Source organism: Paramagnetospirillum magnetotacticum MS-1, from assembly GCF_000829825.1.
GTDB classification, from domain to species: Bacteria; Pseudomonadota; Alphaproteobacteria; order Rhodospirillales; family Magnetospirillaceae; genus Phaeospirillum; species Phaeospirillum magnetotacticum.
The window spans coordinates 100,569-119,570 of the sequence record NZ_JXSL01000023.1 but is presented as its reverse complement, the minus strand read 5'-3'; the positions used below and the strand labels follow the sequence as shown (position 1 = coordinate 119,570).

The following is a 19,002-nucleotide window of genomic DNA, read 5'->3' as shown; positions in this document are numbered from 1 at the left end:
GGTTTGGCTAGGGTGCTCTCCAGTTACAACAAGTGACGGAGATCACCCCCATGAAAACCCTTCTGCGATATAAAGACCTTGTCGAACAAGGAATCGTCAATAACCGCATGACGCTCAAGCGGATGATTGACGAACGCAAGTTCCCCGCACCGATTCGCTTTGGCCGCTCCATCGCCTGGGAAGCGGACCTTATCGCCAATTGGGCCGCGTCGCTCCGCAACTCCAACAATGGGGTTGCCGCATGACTATCTCCAACGCCTTCAACGACGCCCTCCACGAATACAACGCCCAAGGCGCGCGTCGCCTCAAGGAGCTGATCCGTCTCGCCTACCAGCGAGGTAACGCGTGACCAGCCGGGACGCCGAAAGTAACGCGTTACCACCCCCAAATTTCCCCGAAAGGAATCATCATGAATACCAATCGCCCCGCTACCCTCGCCCGTTTCTTGTCGCATTTCGCCGACGTCGAGATCGCCCTGGCCGTCGAGATCAACAAGTTCAACACTCGCAACAAGGTCGCCCCCGTGGCCACACAGTTCACCAAGTTCAAAGGTCAGAACCTCGACCCCATGGCCGCCCTCATGGCCGCGTACAAGTTCGACAAGGGCGCGGTCGGTTCGGCTCTGGCCGAGCACATGGCCGACGTTGCCCGGAATGACCCGAGCGAAGACTATGTTGACTTGTTGGCGGAGCTGTTGCGCGGCATTACCGCCGACATGCCGTGCGGCATGCTTGTGCCGCTGATCGGCGTCATGAATAGCATCCTGTCGGAGCGGGTCGCCGCCGGGGAGGCCGCATGATGACCATCACCGAATCCGCCCTCCGCCGCAAGGCCGCTCGCCTGGATCACCGCCTGATCAAGTCGCGCCTGCGTGGCCAGCCCCACAGCAATAATCAAGGGCTGTATCAACTCGTCGATTTCCGCAACAACGTGGTTCTCGGCTGCGCCTATGAGGCGACCTTGGATGAGGTCGCCGCCTTCCTTGTCCGGGACGAACCTGACCTCAAGAATACGACCGAATGGCGACGCCTCGGCTATGAGCCGATCCCCGATGCGATTCCCGCCAAGTCGAAGTGGTGCTGGTCTGGGTGGGGCGACTGGTGGTCGGCCAATCAAGTCCGCCCTTCCGGTCGCCGCCGCCGCCCGCCGGTGGTGCCGGTCGAGGTGGAGGCGACACCGGAAAACATCGCGAAAGCCATTTTCGCGGTCAACCGTGCGGCAAAGCGCCGCCGCGATGCGGCATCGGCAACGTATCGGCGCAAGATGTACGGCATTGCGCGGGAGCATGCTTTTGTGAAGCGTGATTATTACGACCTCAAGGATCGCGGGGTCGCTCTTCTGGCCAGGATTGGCATGGCGGAGGCATCAGACCTCCACGGCGGTCTTTGGGTCTGGAAGGTGGCGAACTACCGCTTTCATTCGACGCTTTCGCCGAAGGGCCTCACAATCCCCGAAGCTGCGGCTGATCAGGAAGAATTTTTCGCTGAAGCAAAGCCCGTCGAACGTGGCGAAATGCGGCTTGCTGACGCGGTCGCGTTGCTGAAGAAGCTCGACGATTTCCGGGGCGAATTCGATCGGGTCGGGGGGTGCTGGTGACCTCCGCCCCTTACCTATATGGGCGTAATGGGGCGGTCGAATGACCGCCCCCCACTACGCCCTGGCCGCCGTCCGGGCATGGCTGCCGGATCATCTGACCCGGCATTTCGACTTGGCCATGAAGGGCGAAAAGTACGCCCCCGCGAATTTGGTCAATGCAGCCGCCCCGGAAATCCGGGCCGCCTTGCTGTCCAAACTCTTCAAGGCCGGTGCCCCTAAGCCGGTCATCTGCGAAATGGTCGCCGCCCTGGTGGCCGAGGACCGCGACGCCGCCCTTGAGGCGGCCCGCCGCGCCCCCGGTCTCGCTGCCTGGGTCGGCCACGCCATACTGACCGCCGGGCCTGTGAGGCTGGTCGCCTTGTCCAGCCCGAAGCCGAGGGCATTGTCGCCCGACTGAAACCAATGAAAACGGCCGCCCGGAGGACCAATCCGAGCGGCCGTAAAAGGTAAGTAACTATGACCTTTCATGATGTACCAGATTCGCCCGATGTGGGCAAGGATGACGCGCCGCCGTATTTCGGCCGGGACGCTGTCGCCTATCGCCGCGCCGGGTATTACGTCATCCCGGTGGACCCTGGCACCAAGCGGCCGGATCAGAGGGGATGGCCGATCCACGCCCGGAACCTGACCGTTAAGCAGGTCGCGGAATGGTCCATCGATCCCTGCACCGCCAAATACGGCATTGGCGTTCTGGCCCTGGCCACCCCGGCCATCGATATTGACGTCCGGCACCCCGAGGCGGCCGACGAGATCGACGCCGCCGCCGAGCGAATCCTCGGCCCGGCCCCTGTCCGCATCGGCGCATGGCCGAAGCGTTTGCGGGTCTATAGCGGCCCCGAGGACATGCCGTACACCAGTGTCGGCGAGTGCGCCTTTCCGGGCGATGATACCGCCGCCAAGGGCTACAAATGGCACAATGTCGAGGTGCTGTCCGGCGGCGGGAAACAGTTTGTTGCCGCCGCCATCCACCCAGGCACTGGCAAGCCGTACCAGTGGCCGTCCGGCGACCTTCTGGCGTGGCCCCATGATCGCCTGACCGCCATCACGGCCGAGATGGTCGAGGCGTTCTTGGCCGAGGTCCGCGTGATCCTGGCGCGCCATGGCGCGGTGTCGAAGGGCGGTAGATCGGCGATCACAAGCGGAGGTGATCGGCGCACCTCGGTAACCGGCAACAACGTGGGGTTGTCGCGGGTCGCCGAGGCGCTGGCCCATGTGCCCAATGATGCCGATTACCATGACTGGGTCCGCTATGCCTATGCCCTGAAAGGCGCGTTCGGCGAGGACGGATTCGACCTCTGGCGGGATTGGTCGGAGAGGTCGGATAAATACGACGCCGACTATACGGAAACCACATGGGCCGGGCTGAAACCCCGAGGGGCGGCCGGTGGTGTGACATGTGCCACCATCCTGCGCGACGCCCGCCGTAATGGTTGGGTCGGATCACCGGAGCCGGACTTCCCCGCGCCCACCATGACCGCCGACGAAGCCGCCGCCGATCTGCGGGCCGCCCTGGCCCCTTTCTTCGCCGCCGTGCCGGAACACGCCGCCCGCCGTCAAGCTGCCCTGGTGGCCGCCCGGACGGGGGACAGCGGGGAATCCGACGACGATTATGGGCTGGTGTCCGGGTTGGCGGATAAGCTGTTTGACCGGCCCCAGGATACCGACATTCCCCGGTGGGGCGCGAAGGTCGGCGCGGGCATTGGCAAGACCGAAGTGGCTATCCGGCTTGCCCTGGATTTGGTCGCCGATCACCCGGACATTTTGATAGCCATCATGGTGCCGACCCATCGCCTGTCGGACGGGATCGCCGCCCGCATCAACGCCATGGCGGGCAAGCCGGTGGCCGCGATCTGGCGCGGAGCCGAACGCGAAGACCCCGAGAATCCCGGCCGCCGGATGTGCCCCAATGAAGAGGCGGCCGAGGTGCTGCGCCGGGCTGGTGGCGGCCGTGATGCCCTGTGCGTGAAGGGCAAGGGCATGAAGCGGGTGTATTGCCCATTCCACCCGGACCACCCGTCCAAGCCCATCGCCCCGTGCGGTTATCGCCGACAGGAATCGCAGGTCGCCAGTATCTGGATTTTCGCCCATGCTGCCCTGACCAGCCCGCCGCCGAAGGTTTTCAAGCGGGAGGGGCGCGACCCTTTTGACGTTGTGATTATCGATGAATCCCCCTGGTTGGGCATGACCGGCGGTGTGGAGCGGCCCTACGGTCTCACCCTCGACGAGCTAAAGCGCGGCCCCAAGTTCGATCTGGGCCGGAAGTCCACCCGGATCAACGGCAAGCTGGTGGCGCTGTCCGAGGCGGAGCGCGAGGCCGCCCGCAAAGCTGCTGAGGATGCCTACAGGCGGTATGCATCGCTGGCCGCCGCCATTGCGGAAGCGGCCACCCATGGCCGTCTTTCGCGTGAAGCATTCGAGGCGGCCGGGATCACGGCCACCATGGCGGCCGAGGCGCGCAAGCTGGCATTGAACGCGAAGCATGACTTGGACTCCGTGATCCGTCCCGGCATGACCAAAGACGAAGTGGACAAGGCCACGGCGCAATGGGCCGACAATAACCGCCGGTCGGTCGCCTGCGCCCGGTTCTGGGCTGGCGTTGTCCATCTGATGGACCATGCGGAGCCGGAAGCCTGCTATCTGGTGCGTGGGACCATTCCGGTGGGCGGTGTCGCCGTCGAGGGTGTCCGAATCCGCTGGCGGGAGGATATCCGCCCGGCATGGCTGGCCGCGCCTATCCTGCACCTTGATGCCACGATGAATCCCCACTTGGCCGAGGCGTTCTTGCCGGGCTTCCTGGTGGTGGCCGAGGCCGAGGCGATTGCGCCCCATGCCCGCCGCATCCAGGTCTATGACTCGGCCGTGGCCTACCGGAAGATTGCCCCCGGAAAAAAGGTCACTGGCAAGGATGCCGTGACCGCCGCCAACAATGCCGAGCGGTCGGGGTTGCTGTTGGAGATCGAGGCTGCGGCCCTGGCCGCCGAGGGCAAGCGCGGGCTGGCCATCATGCCCCAGGACACCGAGGCGCACCTTGCAGGAATCGGTATGGCCACCCCTAAGACGCTGACTGATCCGGCCCGCATGGGTGCAACCGACGTCACTCATTTTGGCGACTTTACCGGGGTGGACGATTGGCGGGACGTGGCCAAAGTCTGGACCGTTTCCCGGCCTATGGTCCCGGTACGGGTGGCCGAGGATATAGCGTCCGTTCTGTTTGGGCGGTTGCCGGTGCCGGTCGAGGGTGACCGCTATCTGAGGGCCGAGGTGGTCGCCCTTGGCCGGGGTGGTAGTGGCCGCCCGATGACCGCCGATTACCATCCTGATGCCGACGCCGAGGCGATCCGATGGCAGATTACCGACGCCCCGCTGATCCAGGCCGAAGCCCGCGCCCGATCTGTTCGCCGGACGGCCGCCAACCCCGTGGAGATTGTCATTATGACCAATGTACCCTTGCCCATCGAGATCGACGAATGGGTGACCTGGGATAGCGTGATAAATGGGGTGGACCCGGTCGGGCTGATGCTGGCCCGTGGGCTGGTGCCCTCCAATTGGGCCGGTGTCGCTGGAGTCTGCAAGGAGTTGTTCGGCGAGGCGGCCGACCCTGCCGACGCGGCCCGGCAATGGTTCCGGGATCACCCGGAGATCAAGGAGCAACTGGATTCTGTCCGGTCTTGGCTGATAAGCGCGAATATCGGTGAAACTCCTATAAGAGACTCCTATAGGAGAACCACCGATATTCGCACCTTTACCGAATACCGCTACCAGACCGCAGGAAAGCGGAAGGGTGCAACCATCCTGGTGGACGCCGAACGCTATCCGACCGCCGCCGCTGTCGCCGCCGCCGTCACGGTCTGGGCTGGTGCCCTGGCCGTCTGTGAGCCAGTTAGAGCCAAGTGCAACTATATGGCCATGGTGGCGCTGGGCGATGGTCGTGTCCAGTTGTCTGGCGATGCCGATATGCTGCACGAGTGGTTGTCGCGTCCTGGTTTCGATCAGACAATCGTGGCCGCTGTGTCGGCAGCGCAAAGCAGTGCTGACCTGACGGGCTAGATGGTGGTCGTGCGGATTTGGGCTGAGACGGTGGCGGCACTGACGCTCTTGGGCTATGACAATCCCGAAATGCTGCGCCGCAACATCTCTCTTGATTTTCTCTATGTCGTACGTATAAAGGGGGCATGTTGCAGCGCAGCATTATCGTGCGCAAACCCAAACCAAGGATAATCTCAATGCCGACCGCCGCTTTCGACCAGATCACCACAGCCGCCAAAGCCAATGCCGAAGCCCTGACCCAGAGCGGCAATGCCGCCATCGCCGGTTTCCAGGAACTGGCCAAGGCTTATCAGGCTCTGGCCACGAAGAATGCCGAGAAGCTGACCGCCTCCATCCAGGCACTGGCCTCGGTCAAGTCGCCGGAAGATTTCCTCTCGTTGCAGCAGAAGCTGGTCAAAGAGGCCGTTGACGCCGCTGTCGCCGACAGCAGCAAGATTGCCGAACTGACCACCACCGTCTTCACCGCCGCTTTCGAACCGGTCAAGAAGCAGGTCGAAGCCGCGCAGAAGTCCGCTAAGAAGTAAGGCTATCCGCTACTTTCAAGCGTCTTCCTGAATGAAGCCGCATCCCGTAACCGGGATGCGGCTTTTTCATGTTGTCTCGAGAAGCGTGCTGGCCGTGACAATATTTAGCCATATCGCGGCGAGCGTCATTAGCACCAGCTGAGTTCTTAATCGGGAGGCTTGAGCATCACGATTAGCAACCTGATAATAGCCGGGGGGATGGCAAATCACTACAGGAACGGGGGTGCTTCACCGACGCCGGGGAAAAACGCGGGTAGGCCCGATGCCCAAACTTATTTTCGCCGCCCGGCGATCCGTGCTATCATATTGATATGTTGTAGTTTTATCCTACAGGAGGGAGGCTCGAAATGCGTGGTGCACTGGCCAAGTCTGCTGAAATACACCGACTGCAGGGGACCCGGTGCAAAGCCGGGACCGCTACCCCGAAAAAGAACATCAAAGCCGTCAAGGAAGCACCGGCCGACAACGTGACCGCCCCGCCGCCAGAGTTGCAAGGCGTCGCCCTGGCGGAATGGCAACGCCTTGCACCCCTGCTGCGCGAGCGAGGTATGCTGTCGCCCCTGGATCGCAATCACTTGCAACTCTATTGCGAACAGTGGTCGGTTTACCGCCAAGCCGTCGCCGCCATGGCCGAGACCGGGATCGCCATTCCGACTGCCGCTGGAGGCTCCAAGACCTCGCCCTTTGGATTGGTGATTGAATCAACGTCTCGCAGTCTTCGAGGTCTGGCGGGCGAGTTGGGGCTGCACTTTCTCTCGCGGTCGCGCCTGGGAATCAAGGAATCCGAGGCGACGACCAAGAGCGAATGGGACGAATTCCTCTGACTTTTCGTCCCTAATCGATTGGGGCAAACACCTAACCGCCTATATGGGCAGGGCTCTCGCCGTGGCAATGTCCCCGATGATGCCTCTGGCCGTGTCTGACCGCTCTACCCCAGACACCCGCCGTTCACAAAGAACGTCCGCTATGCCGGGTCAGTGCCAATTTGAGCCGTCCGCAATGGCTTGGCTTCCAGCACCAAACTTTGACACACCTCTAGAACCAAAGTTGTTTTAACGTCGGCATCAGGCGACAAGCTTGTCCCGGAGAAATATAGCAAGGGGCTTGTCATCCTTGACGATGTGGTGTCGAAGCCATGAGGTGATGTAGTTGAACATCTCAGATTCAGCATCGGGATTTTTGAGTTCGACAGCACGTAGCAGCTCGCTCATACGATCAATAAATAACTTGTGGCTACCGCGATGGTCATCGGCACCAGCGTAGCAGTGCCGAGCCATTTCCTCCTCTTCTTCACCAAAATGCTGCTTCATTCGCTCAGCGACATCTAAGAGTAGGACGAGCGAATTCTGGCCGCCATCACCCGACATCATCTGGCGATAACATTCATTCACTTGATTAAACGAACCCCGATGATGCCGGTCGATGGCTTCAATGCCAGTGTCGAAGGAGACATCCCACTCCAATAGGGTCATGTGCTTCTTGTCGGCCCGCACTTGGGTTAGAAACCGGCCAACCTCGTGACGAAGGAACTCTGCCTGTTTGGAGAGGTCGGCAGAGGATTCTGCTATCTGCTCGGCGGCGGCCCCAGTGTCCCTGGCAGCCATCTCGACCGAACCGATGTTTCTCGATACCTCGTCCGTGCCGACTGCCGCCTGCTCAACGTTGCGGGCGATTTCGCCAGTCGCAGCAGTCTGCTGATGGACCGCCGCCGCCACAGCCGAACTCGTCTCACTCATTTCCGCGATAATCTTTGCAATGCGCTCGATGGCTCCGACAGCAGCATGCGTGCCTTCTTGAACTGCCAGGATTTGACCAGTGATTTCGCTGGTCGCTCTCGCGGTCTGGTTGGCCAAATTCTTGACCTCACCAGCGACGACGGCGAAGCCCTTGCCTGCTTCACCAGCCCGAGCCGCTTCGATTGTGGCGTTGAGTGCGAGAAGATTGGTCTGAGCGGCGATGTCGTTGATCAGTTGGACGACTTCTCCGATTTTGCCGACGGTATCAGCCAGCGCCAATACCTGTGCCGTAGTCTCTCCTACTTCTTCGCTGGCACGATCCGAGACGGTGAGGGAGCGTTCAACCTGATGTGCTATCTCATTGATCGATGACGTCAATTCCTCGGTCGCGGCAGCGACGGTTTCGACGTTGGCCGATGCCTGCTGGGCCGCCGACGCGACCGTGGTCGCCTGTGCGCTGGTCTCGGCTGCTGTGCCCGCCATCTGGCTCGACGCGGCTTGTAGTTCGGTAGCTGCCGAAGTGACGGTGTGGATTACCTGACCGACACTTTCCTCGAACGTGTCAGCCAACTGGTGCATTGCGGCATGCCGGTCCGCCTCGGCTCGACGTTTTTGCTCCGCTTGGTCGGCCTCTAGTTGCTTGACGCGCCCCAATTGATCCTTGAAGTGGCTGACCGACTTGGCCATGGCCCCGATTTCGTCGCCACGCTCGGTGAAGGGCACCATGACCGATATGTTATTGCCCGCCAACTCACCCATGACCCTCGTTATGCCCTCAATGGGGCGAGATACGGAGCGTGTAATCGCAGTCCCGATAATCACCATGGCTGCAAAGCCGACCAGCATGACAAGGTTCAGCATTCGGCTAACGGCATTGCCAATCGACTCAGCTTGATCTGTCGATGCGACCATCCCGGCGTGTGCCTGTTCCACCAGTTCTGTGATGACAGGAGCAATAGCCGCGTAGCTCTCGCTCAGGGATTTGGTCGTGGCAACGAGATCGAGAAGCCCAGCAGCAGCAGCCTTGAAATCCCGCTGGTAACTGCCGATCCGATCAAGCACGGTCGGGCGTATGTTAGTCGGAATTACCGAAACTGAGAGGGCCTTTCCAAACTCGGCAACCCGGGTGTCAATCTCGTCAATGTATTTCGGATCAAGTCTGGCAAGAAAATCCTTCTCGTGACGACGCATCATCAGCATGAGGTTGGCCAACCGCAGGTCGTCATGGTCTTTTAGGATGGTTTCAGCATCATGGACAGATCCCCGAAGGGTTCCCATCAGGCCGTCCTTTTCCGTTAGACCCACTCGGGTCCAGCCCGCAGCAGTCTTGGCGAACAGATTTTCATAGTTGGCGAGACCTCGGCGCACCGTCTCGACCTGTCCTCGTCGTGGGTCCTGTGGAGCCATAGCCGACACCATGGAATCCAGGGCTGCATGAGCGAGTTTTAAGGATTTGCCATGCTCTGCGACATACTTGGCATCTTTACGCAGCAGAAAGTCCTTTTCGTGGCGGCGGGCATTGAGCAAGGCGCGATCCATCTCCGCTGCCTGCCCACCTATAATGCTTTCTTTGGTAGCCACAGCCTTTGAGGCTTCAATGGATGCTCCTCCAATCCAAAGAGACGCGGCACAGACCAGTAGGATGATACCGGCCAGACCGACAAGTGAGCCAATCTGCATTTTCAGCGAAAATTTGCTGAGAATGCTGCCCATTCCCCCACTTCCCGTCATGTCACTTCCTCGCACTCAGGTCATCTTTTGGATTGAAACCCTATATAAACCATTCGTATTAACCCGGTATATTGCGGTGGTAAATACCTATTAAATGATGACAAGCCGTCAGGCAAAGGGAATGCGCCCCATTGCGTGAGGATTGCTGCAAGATATATTGTTATAGTTGATAGTATTTGGCGCAGTATCGAACCAAAACGCCTCACTCGGTGTCAGTAACGCTGCTGCGTTGCTGATCAAAGGCCGAATTGGGTCATCAACCGGCATAGCGGCCGTTCTCACCGGACGGCCGTTGTCGGCGGGGAAGCGGTCTACGCCGAGGCTCATCGACGCCAAAATTGTCGCCATTGTCGAGGCTATGGCCAAGGGCTGATCATGACCTTCCAGCTCGATGCTGTCGCCCTGCCCCTGGAAGGCATGACCGCCTGCGTCGCTTATGCCGCTATCGACATGGGCGCGCGTGGCGTCTACCTCGACCCTACCTATTCCGACGCCCTGGCCGAGCTGCAGGCCCTTGGCTTCGCCTTCGAGGCCGCCGGGCCGTCATACCCTGGTGGCCGGTGCCGGTTCCGCCTGCGGCGACATTGCCGGGGCTGGGAGCTGCACCGACCCTGGCTTACGGAATCGTGGTGGCGCGAGGCGGTCGGAGCTTGACTACATCACCTGAATCACGGGCACGCTTTTCCCAACCCCGTGCACGGCCATGACAACGGTGTTGTTTTTGGTGTTCCAGATATCAAGGTTATAGCTCGCATCAACGGACTTGAAGGCGCTGACCAGTAGGCGAACGACCTCTTGGGCTTCGACTTCGCTCTCAGTTCCACGCCGACCGCTGATAGTGATTTCATACTGCATGATATGCCTCCACCATGACTCTACGCCCTATTGGGCCGAGACGGTGGGAATACCGAGGTCGCCTTGATGCCGCCGAAATTTCCGCTCAGGGTCAAGGGCGGAAAAATTGACCCCGTCGCCTAGTGGGACATTTGATCATGCGCTACCCCTCCGCCCTTGCCGTCGCTGTCCTGGCCCTGCTGATCGCCGCCCGCGTTTTCGGGGCCGATCTGCCTGCCGTGGGGACACGGACCATTGGGAATCAGCACTATCTCGTTGACCGCAACGGCAACACGGTCGGCCAGCTTAAAGAGCTGTCGCCCGGCAACTGGCATGTGGTCGATACGCGCGGCATGACCGTGGGCACCGTCACCGGGTCGCCGGGGGTGCCGCCAGTGGTGACGGGGCCGGTTCGGCGGTAGCGGCCGCTGTTACCTATAAGGCCGTGTTACCTGTAGCGTTACCTATTGGGTCTCAATTAGGCCGAAAACGACCCTAAAAACGAGCCGATTCGGGCAAGGAAAAACCCTGCTAAGTCATTGACCTAGCAGGGTTTTCTGAATTTGGTGGGCGCACAAGGACTCGAACCTTGGGCCAGCTGATTAAGAGTCAGCTGCTCTACCAACTGAGCTATACGCCCTCAGTGTCTCCGGTTTCGGGCCAGAGGCCCCCGCCGGAGGGCCGCTTTATAGGTCGAACGCGGGGAGTGTGCAAGTGAAAAATTCAGGCTTGCGCGCACTCTTTGCAACGGCGTCATCCAAGCGTAAAACCATGTCCATAATATCACGTCCCGAAAGGGAAGGGGGAGTTCTGACATGACCGAGAGCACCAAGTACCTGCTGTCCGAGGACCGCTTGCCCAAGGCCTGGTACAACCTGAATGCCGATCTGCCTGTTCCGGCCCCGCCGCCGCTTCATCCCGGCACCGGCCAGCCCATCGGTCCCGATGATCTGGCGCCCATCTTCCCCATGGCGGTGATCGCCCAGGAGGTGACCGCCGAGCGCTGGGTTGATATCCCCGAACCGGTGCGCGAGGTCTATCGCCTGTGGCGTCCCTCTCCCCTGATCCGGGCGCGCCGCCTGGAAAAGGCTTTGGGCACGCCCGCCAAGATCTATTTCAAGTATGAGGGCGTTAGCCCGGCGGGAAGCCACAAGCCCAACACCTCGGTGGCGCAGGCGTTCTACAACAAGCAAGAGGGCGTCAAGCGCATCGCCACCGAGACAGGCGCCGGGCAGTGGGGGTCTTCCATGGCCTTTGCTGGCTCGCTGTTCGGCCTGGAGGTCGAGGTCTTCATGGTCAAGGTCTCCTATGACCAGAAGCCCTATCGCCGGGCTCTGATGGAGACCTATGGCGCCACATGCATCGCCAGCCCCTCCAACCTGACCCATGCCGGGCGCGCCATCTTGGAAAAGGATCCCAATTCCAACGGTTCGCTGGGTATCGCCATTTCCGAGGCGGTGGAAATCGCCGCTTCGCGCGATGACACCAAATACGCGCTGGGCAGCGTGCTCAACCATGTCTGTCTGCACCAGACCATCATCGGCGAGGAAGCCATGATGCAGATGGAGATGGCCGATGACAGCCCCGATGTGGTCATCGCCTGTACCGGCGGCGGCTCCAACTTCGCCGGTCTGGCCTTCCCCTATATCCGCGAGAACCTCAAGGGCGGCAAGACCCGTGTCATCGGTGTGGAGCCCGCCTCCTGCCCGACGCTGACCAAGGGCCTCTACGCCTATGATTTCGGAGATACGGGCAAGCTGACACCTCTGGTCAAGATGCACACGCTCGGCGCCACCTTCATGCCGCCGGGTTCCCATGCCGGTGGGCTGCGCTATCACGGGATGTCTCCCATGGTCAGCCATGTCAAGGAACTGGGCCTGATGGAGGCCCGCGCCTATCACCAGACCGAGTGCTTTGCCGCCGCCGTACAGTTCGCCCGCGCCGAAGGCATCGTGCCTGCGCCTGAATCCTCCCACGCGGTCAAGGGCGCCATCGACGAGGCTCTGCGCTGCAAGGCCGAGGGCAAGGCCGAGACCATTCTGTTCAACCTGTCTGGCCACGGCCATTTCGACATGCAGGCCTATACCGACTACTTCGCTGGCAAGCTGAAGGACAACACCTATGCCGAGGCCGACCTGCAGGCGGCCCTGGCGGAATTGCCGAAGGTGGGGTGAGGTTCCTCATTGGGCTATCGCCCAAACCCATCCGGGGCCAATGCCCCGGACCCCATTTTAATTCATGAATGGGGTTTGGGGCCCTTGGCCCCGTGCAGCCCCAACAGGGCAAACGACGCACTCTTAAGTGCGGTCCCGAAGGGACGAGCGAAGCGAGCAAGCGGGTATGGGCGGCAGCCCATGATGAATGGGAGTTACTCCTTCTTCTTTCCGAAGGCGGAGAACAGGCCGCGCAGGGCATCACCGGCCTTGAACTTCTTGGGGGCGTCGGAACTCTCTCCGGCGCCCTTGGGATTCAAGGCCTTGCCCAGGCCCTTTTCCACCAGCCAGCGCTGAAGGTCGTTGATATCCACGGCCTTGTTGGGCGAAGCCAGAGGCCCGTCCAGGCGCAGTCCCAGGGCCGGAGCGCCGGGCGCGGCCAGCTTGAAGGCGATCTTGGAGGAAATGGTCTCCTGCGGCAGATCAATGGTGGCGATGCCGGTGGCGCCGCCGCCTTCGGCCACCAGGGTCAGATCGCGGCTGACCACGATCCCCTTGTCGGCGTTGAAGGTTCCCGACAGGCTGGAAAAACGCGATTTCCCCCCGGACAGCCCGGCCTGGACCAGCCCCAGCAGGCTGCCCAGATTTTCCATGTTGCGCATGCGGGCATCCATGGCGGCGAGATCGAAACCGGCGACTTCGCCATCATTGACGTCCACCCGGCCATTGCCGCTGAGGCTGGCGACCAGGGCGGCGGGGGAGGTTCCGGCCGCGGCGAGACGCAGATCGGCGCCCAGGGTCCCTTTTTCCAGCTTCAGGCCGCCAGCAGCGGGCTTGACCTGGGCGAGGTCGGCGCCCTTGAGATTGGCCGAGAGCGTCAGGCCATTGGCGGCCAGCCGGGCGGCGGCGGCCATCTCACCCCCCAGCAGACGGGCCGAGAAGCGGTCGAGATCGGCGATTCCCTTGGCCAGGCCCAGATGGGCGCGTGGCTGATCCAGACGCCAGCCCGATACGGTGACGGTCTTGGCCTCCAGGCTGAGATCGGCGTCCAGGGATTGCAGCCAGCCCAGGTCCAAAGCTGTCCTCGACCAGGAGGATGAACCGCTGGACAGGGCTGCGGGAATGATGGGCGGCGGCGGCGGGGCGGCATAGCCGGTGCGCCGCCGGGGTTTGCTCTCCTCGCCCTTGTCTTGGTTGGGGGCGGGCAGAAAGGGGTCGAGGCCGATGGCATTACCCGCGAGATTAGCGGTCAGTTTGGGCTGTCCCTCCAGGGAGAGGCTGGCCTTGCCGGTGATCTGGGCCTCGCCAGCCTTGGCCTGAAGATCGGTGAGGGTGATCAGGCCGTTGGCGCCCTCCACATGGGCGCTGACCGCCAGTTCCCCGTTGCCGCGCGGATGGTAGCCTGGCGCCAGGGCGCGGATGGCCTGGGCGAAGCCTGCGGCCCGCAAACTGGCGCCGCCATCGATCCTTCCATCGCTCAACACGCCGTCGAAGCCCAGCGCCAGTCCGGGCAGACCCAGTTCCGCCTTGAGCGGGATGGGAAGGGCCAGACCCGCGCTGATCATGCCGGTGACGCGGCGCTCGTCCAAATCCAGGGTCAGGGCATTGAGCGCCAGCCGGTTCTCGGCCAACTGGACCTTGCCCTCCAGTTTCCCACGGATCGGGGCGGCGGAGGAGCCGAGGCTCAGCCACTTGCGTAGTTCGGGCAGGTTGCGGCTTTCGGCTTTCAATGTGCCGTCAAAACGCGGGCGGCCCTCGGGCGTGACCATTGAGCCGGTCAGCTTGATGAATCCGGCGCCGGGTAATTTGGCCGAGGCCTGGGACAGGGTCAGACGCTCGCCCTCCAGCAGGGCGTTGATCTGGATGTTGGAAATAGTCTCGCCCCGCCATTTCAGGCGGCCGATGCCCACATCCAGATTGGCGGCAAGGCCGTGGGGAAGCTCGAAGGGCTGGGAGGCGGCGGGGGAGGGCTGCGCGGTCTGCTGCGGTTGGGACGCGGGCGTGGCCGTGGTTGTGGCCGTGGCGGATTTGGGCTGCTCTGTTTTGGCGGAGATTGCCGCGCGCCGGGAGTCCAGGTCGAAGCTGTCGGCCCGCAGTGTGACATCCATCAGGGCCGGTGCCGTCAGGCTGGCGACCACGCTGCCGGTGATGGTCGACTCGCCTAAGATCACGCCCAGATCGGAAATCACCACTTCGTCGGGCGACAGGCGCAACTCGGCCTGGGCCGACAGCGGGGCATCGGGTAACTGGGCCGAGCCGGTGAAACGGGCCAGCGAGGCCAGGGACACGTCCAGCTTGCCGCTCAAGGCCCCCTTGCCGAAGCTTCCGTCGAAACTGGCCCCACTTTCCAGGCTGGGCAGGGAGACGGCGGCCTTTAGCGGAGCCATGGACTCGGTGGAGGTGGGGCGCCGTCCCTTGGCTTCCAGAGTGGCGGACTTGCCCCACAGCCGGGCGCTGCCACTGATGGCGAAGCTTTCGCCAGTGGTGACGGCGCGCAGGCTCAAATCCACCAGGGGACCGACCCGGCCGCCCTCCATGACGACGTCGTCCAGTTGGGGCCGTCCGGCCAGCAGGGAGCCCAGGGAGAGGCCCAGGCGCACCCGGTCGAGTGAGGCGGTGCCTTCCACGGCCACCGCAGCCAGTGTGACGGCGGGGCTGGGCAGGATGCGCAAGGAGATGGGCCCGGCCACGGTGACCTTGCGCCGCAGCAGGGCCGAGGCCTCGGTCTCGATGCGCCCGCGCCAGGCATCTCCATCCATCAGGGCGGGGGCCGCCAGGACAAGGGCCAGCCCACCGGCGATGAGCGCGGCGGCGATGGCGGTGGGGGGGCTGACCGGCAAGCGGGACAAGGGGAGCCTCACAGGATCAGGGACGGGGCAATCATCCATACCCCGAGAAGGCCCGCTCCGACCAGAACGAAGCGGCGGTTCCAGGTTCGAGATACCGTCTTGACCGATAGATTGCCGCCGCTCCCACCGGAGTGGTGCAGATGGACTGGGCCCACGCACCCAGCATGCCGCCGGTCACGATGACGGGGCGGCGAAGCGTGAACGCGGCGCGGGCAGGATTTTGGCCGGGCGCGGCAGATCCTTCATCAGGCCGGGCCCGTTCATCATGGCGAAACCGCCCAGCACGGCGCCGACCACCACCTTGCGCCGCCGCACGCCCCACACGCTGACGCCCAGGTCCAGGGCGGCGGCTTCGGTCTTCACGCGGATGAGGGCGGCCAGCAGATGGTCGTCGTCGGTCTTGTCGGCATTGGGCAGTTCCGCCAAATCGATGCTGATGCCCGAAGCCCCGGCCAGGGCGGCGCGGTTCAAGACCGGATTGCTGAGCGGCACGCGGATCATGACCTCGCGGCACAACGGGCGGATGGCGGTGACGGCCTCGGACAGGGAAACCGGCGCCAGATTGGCGGGCAGCCCGAAAAGGTCGATGATCAGGCCTTGGGTTCTGACCTCTTCGGGAATGTCGGCGAAGGGGCCCAGGACGGACAGGCGGGCGCTGGTGCCCAGCGAGCCCCAATGCAGCGGCACCACGATGCGGACCGGGCTGGCCTCGGCCATGGCCGCCTTGATGCCGCGCACCGCCGCACCCGCCACGAAGCGGTCGAGGATCGGGATGCAGTCCTCGCCCAGGGCGGGATAGGCGCGCGAGCCCTCATAGGCCGGACGCCCCGGCTCGTCAACGCGCAGCACCTGGGCGCGGTAGGCGCCGATCACCTCGCCCTCTTCCATCCAGGTGGGGCGCCAGACCATGGACAGGGCGGCATCGCCCGGCATGGGCGGGGTGGCGTCCAGCCCCGGATCAATCGTGGAGGGGCCACGCTCCGCGGCCACGGCCTGCCAGTTGGGATCGCTTCGGCTCTGCTCGCCCGTTTGCATGGCGGTCCACTGGGGGCCGGACTGACGGGCTCGGACCGGATCGTCGGAAGAAGGGGCAATGGGGGCGCGCTCCGGCTCGGCCTGTTCGGCGATCACGGCGCGTGTTTCGGTTACGGCACTGGCCAGGGCTGCCAGATTCAACTGGCCGTCCTCGGTCAGGGCGTCCTTCAAGGAAATTTCCGCCGCCAGGGCCAGGGGGCGGTCGTGGCCGGTGAACTGGCTGCCCACCAGACGCGTCCCCAGATCCTGGGCGATGCGCACGGCGTGGCGTCTTGCCTCGGCGGGGGGTGTGTGGCGGAACACCAGGACGAACAGGTCCGAGCCCTTGCGGCCATAGACATTGCCCGCGCCCAGGTGAAGATTGATGACACCTTCGGCGATCAGCATCACCTTTTCGGCGATGCGGGCCCATTTGTCGCCCACCGCCTCGTGGAACTCCACCAGGGAGATCAGGTGCAGCTTGGTCTGGAAGTCGCCGTCATCCTCGCCCAGCAGCCCTTCCAGGGCCAGGGAGAAGGAATCGTCCACCAGGGATGCCGGGCTGGCCGCCACAGGCTTGGCGACCGGTTCCGGAGCGGGCTTTGGCCCACCTATCAGGCGGCCGATGGCGGCCAGCGGCCGGGTGAAGGCACTCAGCACGCCAGTATTGCCGGATGCCTTCCCCTTCTTGACCATGAGCCCGGCCTCAAGCCTTGAAGTATTTGGCGGCCAGTTCGGCGTATTTTTCGGCCGAAACTGGGAAGAAGGCCATTTCCTCATCGCTTAGGGAGCGCAGCATTCGGGCCGGATTGCCGCCCCACAACTCGCCCTTCTTGACGCGTTTGCCCGGCGTCACCACCGCGCCAGCCGCCACCATGCCTCCGGTTTCCACCACGGCGCCGTCCAGCACCACGGCGCCCATGCCCACGAAGCAACCGTCTTCCAGGGTGCAGGCGTGCAGGATGGCGCCATGGCCGATGGTGATGTCCGAGCCGATATAGGTACCCAGCTTGCCGCCGGTGACGTGAATGATGGTGCCGTCCTGGATATTGGTGCGTTCACCGATGCGGATCTCGTGCACGTCGCCCCTGATCACGCAATTGAACCACACCGAGGTTCCGGCCCCGATCACCGTATCGCCGATCACCACGGCGGTGGGGGCGACGAAAACGTCGGGGGCGATGGTGGGGCTGACGCCCTGGAAGGCAAGGATGGTGCCGCTCATCAAATCCTCACGGGAACATGGGTTGCTGGGCAAGCGCGGTGGCCTCGGGGAGGCCGAACATCAGATTCATGTTCTGCAGCGCCTGGCCCGACGCGCCCTTGACCAGATTGTCGATCACCGAGGTGATGATGATCCGCCCCGGCACCCGGTCGTCGAAGGCGTTGATCAGGCAGTGGTTGGAGCCGCGAACATGCCGAGTATGGGGCACCACGCCCTCGGGGACCACCCGAACGAAGGGCTCTCCGCCGAAGGTCTTGCTCAGATGGGCCCGCAGATCGGCGGCCTTGGCGCCGTTCTTTGTCTTGACGTAGATGGTCGACAGCATGCCCCGGCTCATGGGGATGAGGTGGGGCGTGAAACTGACCAGGACCGGCTTGCCAGCGGCTTGGGACAGGCCCTGTTCGATCTCGGGGGCGTGCCGGTGGCTGGCCACGCCATAGGCGTGCATGCCCTCGGTCACCTCGGTATAAAGATTGGCCTCCTTGGCGGCGCGGCCCGCGCCCGACACGCCCGACTTGGCGTCGATGACGATGTCGCTGGCCTCGATCAGCCCGGCCCGCAGCAGCGGTATCAGCGGCAACTGCACCGAGGTGGGATAGCAGCCGGGATTGGCCACCAGCCGCGCCTTGGCGACGCTATCGCGGGCCAGTTCGGTCAGGCCGTAGACCGCCTGCTTCTGCAATTCGGGAGCCCGGTGCTCATGGCCATACCACTGGGCATAGGTGTCCACATCGAACAGCCGGAAATCCGCCGACAGATCCACCACCTTGACCGAAGCGGGCAGGGCGGCGATCACCTCCTGGGTGGTGCCGTGGGGCAGGCAGCAGAACACCGCGTCCACGGAGCTGAAATCCACCTGATCGATGGCGACCAGATTGGGAAGCGACAGCCCGCCCAGATGGGGGAAGACCGAGTCCATGGATTGGCCCGCCTTGCGGTCGCCGGTCATCACCTTGATCTTGAAGGAGGGATGCAGGGCCAACAGGCGCACAAGCTCGGCGCCGGTATAGCCGCTGGCCCCTAGAATGGCGATGGATACGTCCTTCATGATGACCCTACTTCCTTGAAACACGGGGGATCGGACGATAGCAGGCCCAATTCGGCGCGACAACCGCGCGAACTTGACGTCTCCATTGCGGTGTTGTGAGTCCATGTTTGATGACACTTTCGCCATCGGCTGCTGATGTGCCTCCCGGGCGGGAGGAAAATTCCGGCCGGGGCCTCGTATTTTGGAATGGGCCTTTGGCAAGTCTCGCGCTACCGTGGCCGAGAACTGTTCCAAATCGGAGGGAC

General features: G+C 63.0%; 16 protein-coding genes and 1 tRNA gene. 10 read left to right on the top strand and 7 right to left on the bottom strand.

Annotation, left to right across the window (positions count from 1 at the left end; all coding sequences use genetic code 11):
* Positions 1–50: 50 nt before the first annotated feature.
* From CCC_RS06590 to CCC_RS21090, 7 genes are all read left to right on the top strand, one after another.
* On the top strand, positions 51–245 hold the full coding sequence (locus CCC_RS06590; RefSeq protein ID WP_041040383.1) for a helix-turn-helix transcriptional regulator: 195 nt from the start codon (positions 51–53) through the stop codon (positions 243–245).
* A 164-nt stretch (positions 246–409) separates the two neighbouring features.
* The gene (locus CCC_RS06585; RefSeq protein ID WP_009868334.1) at positions 410–799 is read left to right on the top strand and encodes a hypothetical protein; all 390 of its coding nucleotides are present in this window, start codon (positions 410–412) and stop codon (positions 797–799) included.
* Complete coding sequence (locus CCC_RS06580) at positions 796–1,596, top strand: hypothetical protein (RefSeq protein WP_009868335.1); 801 nt, start codon at positions 796–798, stop codon at positions 1,594–1,596. Before CCC_RS06585 ends, CCC_RS06580 begins: the two co-directional genes overlap by 4 nt.
* Positions 1,597–1,636: 40 nt before the next feature.
* Entirely contained in the window at positions 1,637–1,993 is a 357-nt protein-coding gene (locus CCC_RS06575; RefSeq protein ID WP_009868336.1) for a hypothetical protein, read from the top strand.
* A gap of 59 nt (positions 1,994–2,052) precedes the next feature.
* On the top strand, positions 2,053–5,643 hold the full coding sequence (locus CCC_RS06570; RefSeq protein ID WP_041040381.1) for a PriCT-2 domain-containing protein: 3,591 nt from the start codon (positions 2,053–2,055) through the stop codon (positions 5,641–5,643).
* 176 nt (positions 5,644–5,819) lie between these two features.
* Positions 5,820–6,167 (top strand): phasin family protein, encoded by a 348-nt coding sequence (locus tag CCC_RS06565; protein ID WP_009868338.1) that lies wholly within the window; start codon positions 5,820–5,822, stop codon positions 6,165–6,167.
* A gap of 347 nt (positions 6,168–6,514) precedes the next feature.
* Positions 6,515–6,991, top strand: coding sequence for a phage terminase small subunit P27 family (locus CCC_RS21090; protein ID WP_052472960.1), 477 nt, complete (start codon positions 6,515–6,517; stop codon positions 6,989–6,991).
* A gap of 240 nt (positions 6,992–7,231) precedes the next feature.
* Here CCC_RS21090 and CCC_RS06555 read toward each other — a convergent pair whose 3' ends face one another.
* The gene (locus CCC_RS06555) at positions 7,232–9,616 is read right to left on the bottom strand and encodes a methyl-accepting chemotaxis protein (RefSeq protein ID WP_082036529.1); all 2,385 of its coding nucleotides are present in this window, start codon (positions 9,614–9,616) and stop codon (positions 7,232–7,234) included.
* Between the two features lie 393 nt (positions 9,617–10,009).
* Here CCC_RS06555 and CCC_RS06550 point away from each other — a divergent pair, with 393 nt between their 5' ends.
* Complete coding sequence (locus tag CCC_RS06550; RefSeq protein ID WP_041040379.1) at positions 10,010–10,288, top strand: hypothetical protein; 279 nt, start codon at positions 10,010–10,012, stop codon at positions 10,286–10,288.
* Here CCC_RS06550 and CCC_RS06545 read toward each other — a convergent pair whose 3' ends face one another.
* Positions 10,289–10,489: a hypothetical protein gene (locus tag CCC_RS06545; RefSeq protein ID WP_041040377.1), complete on the bottom strand. Its 201-nt coding sequence runs from the start codon at positions 10,487–10,489 to the stop codon at positions 10,289–10,291.
* 137 nt (positions 10,490–10,626) lie between these two features.
* On the opposite strand from CCC_RS06545, the gene CCC_RS06540 reads away from it, so the two are divergent.
* Positions 10,627–10,890: a hypothetical protein gene (locus CCC_RS06540; RefSeq protein ID WP_152619712.1), complete on the top strand. Its 264-nt coding sequence runs from the start codon at positions 10,627–10,629 to the stop codon at positions 10,888–10,890.
* Between the two features lie 142 nt (positions 10,891–11,032).
* On the opposite strand, the gene CCC_RS06535 is transcribed toward CCC_RS06540, so the two are convergent.
* Positions 11,033–11,108, bottom strand: a tRNA-Lys gene (locus CCC_RS06535).
* Between the two features lie 175 nt (positions 11,109–11,283).
* Between CCC_RS06535 and CCC_RS06530 the strand changes: the two genes are divergently transcribed.
* The gene (locus CCC_RS06530; protein WP_009867833.1) at positions 11,284–12,642 is read left to right on the top strand and encodes a TrpB-like pyridoxal phosphate-dependent enzyme; all 1,359 of its coding nucleotides are present in this window, start codon (positions 11,284–11,286) and stop codon (positions 12,640–12,642) included.
* A 194-nt stretch (positions 12,643–12,836) separates the two neighbouring features.
* Here the strand turns inward: CCC_RS06530 and CCC_RS06525 are convergent, their stop codons facing one another.
* The 4 genes from CCC_RS06525 to argC all read right to left on the bottom strand — a co-directional run bounded on the left by CCC_RS06525 (position 12,837) and on the right by argC (position 18,760).
* Positions 12,837–15,470 (bottom strand): AsmA family protein, encoded by a 2,634-nt coding sequence (locus CCC_RS06525; protein ID WP_236686320.1) that lies wholly within the window; start codon positions 15,468–15,470, stop codon positions 12,837–12,839.
* 174 nt (positions 15,471–15,644) lie between these two features.
* A complete protein-coding gene (locus CCC_RS06520; RefSeq protein WP_009867837.1) occupies positions 15,645–17,180 on the bottom strand; it encodes a hypothetical protein in 1,536 nt (511 codons plus the stop codon).
* A gap of 10 nt (positions 17,181–17,190) precedes the next feature.
* Entirely contained in the window at positions 17,191–17,709 is a 519-nt protein-coding gene (locus CCC_RS06515; protein WP_009867839.1) for a gamma carbonic anhydrase family protein, read from the bottom strand.
* A 7-nt stretch (positions 17,710–17,716) separates the two neighbouring features.
* Positions 17,717–18,760 (bottom strand): N-acetyl-gamma-glutamyl-phosphate reductase, encoded by a 1,044-nt coding sequence (gene argC / locus CCC_RS06510; protein WP_201773291.1) that lies wholly within the window; start codon positions 18,758–18,760, stop codon positions 17,717–17,719.
* Between the last annotated feature and the right edge of the window lie 242 nt (positions 18,761–19,002).

Bases quoted from the DNA above. Each gene is read 5' to 3' on its own strand.
- CCC_RS06585 (WP_009868334.1), top strand. From the start codon at position 410: ATGAATACCAATCGCCCCGCTACCCTCGCCCGTTTCTTGTCGCATTTC.
- CCC_RS06555 (WP_082036529.1), bottom strand. From the start codon at position 9,616: ATGGGCAGCATTCTCAGCAAATTTTCGCTGAAAATGCAGATTGGCTCA.
- CCC_RS21090 (WP_052472960.1), top strand. From the start codon at position 6,515: ATGCGTGGTGCACTGGCCAAGTCTGCTGAAATACACCGACTGCAGGGG.
- CCC_RS06545 (WP_041040377.1), bottom strand. From the start codon at position 10,489: ATGCAGTATGAAATCACTATCAGCGGTCGGCGTGGAACTGAGAGCGAA.
- CCC_RS06530 (WP_009867833.1), top strand. From the start codon at position 11,284: ATGACCGAGAGCACCAAGTACCTGCTGTCCGAGGACCGCTTGCCCAAG.
- CCC_RS06540 (WP_152619712.1), top strand. From the start codon at position 10,627: ATGCGCTACCCCTCCGCCCTTGCCGTCGCTGTCCTGGCCCTGCTGATC.
- CCC_RS06550 (WP_041040379.1), top strand. From the start codon at position 10,010: ATGACCTTCCAGCTCGATGCTGTCGCCCTGCCCCTGGAAGGCATGACC.
- CCC_RS06515 (WP_009867839.1), bottom strand. From the start codon at position 17,709: ATGAGCGGCACCATCCTTGCCTTCCAGGGCGTCAGCCCCACCATCGCC.
- CCC_RS06580 (WP_009868335.1), top strand. From the start codon at position 796: ATGATGACCATCACCGAATCCGCCCTCCGCCGCAAGGCCGCTCGCCTG.
- CCC_RS06570 (WP_041040381.1), top strand. From the start codon at position 2,053: ATGACCTTTCATGATGTACCAGATTCGCCCGATGTGGGCAAGGATGAC.
- CCC_RS06565 (WP_009868338.1), top strand. From the start codon at position 5,820: ATGCCGACCGCCGCTTTCGACCAGATCACCACAGCCGCCAAAGCCAAT.
- CCC_RS06590 (WP_041040383.1), top strand. From the start codon at position 51: ATGAAAACCCTTCTGCGATATAAAGACCTTGTCGAACAAGGAATCGTC.
- CCC_RS06575 (WP_009868336.1), top strand. From the start codon at position 1,637: ATGACCGCCCCCCACTACGCCCTGGCCGCCGTCCGGGCATGGCTGCCG.
- CCC_RS06520 (WP_009867837.1), bottom strand. From the start codon at position 17,180: ATGGTCAAGAAGGGGAAGGCATCCGGCAATACTGGCGTGCTGAGTGCC.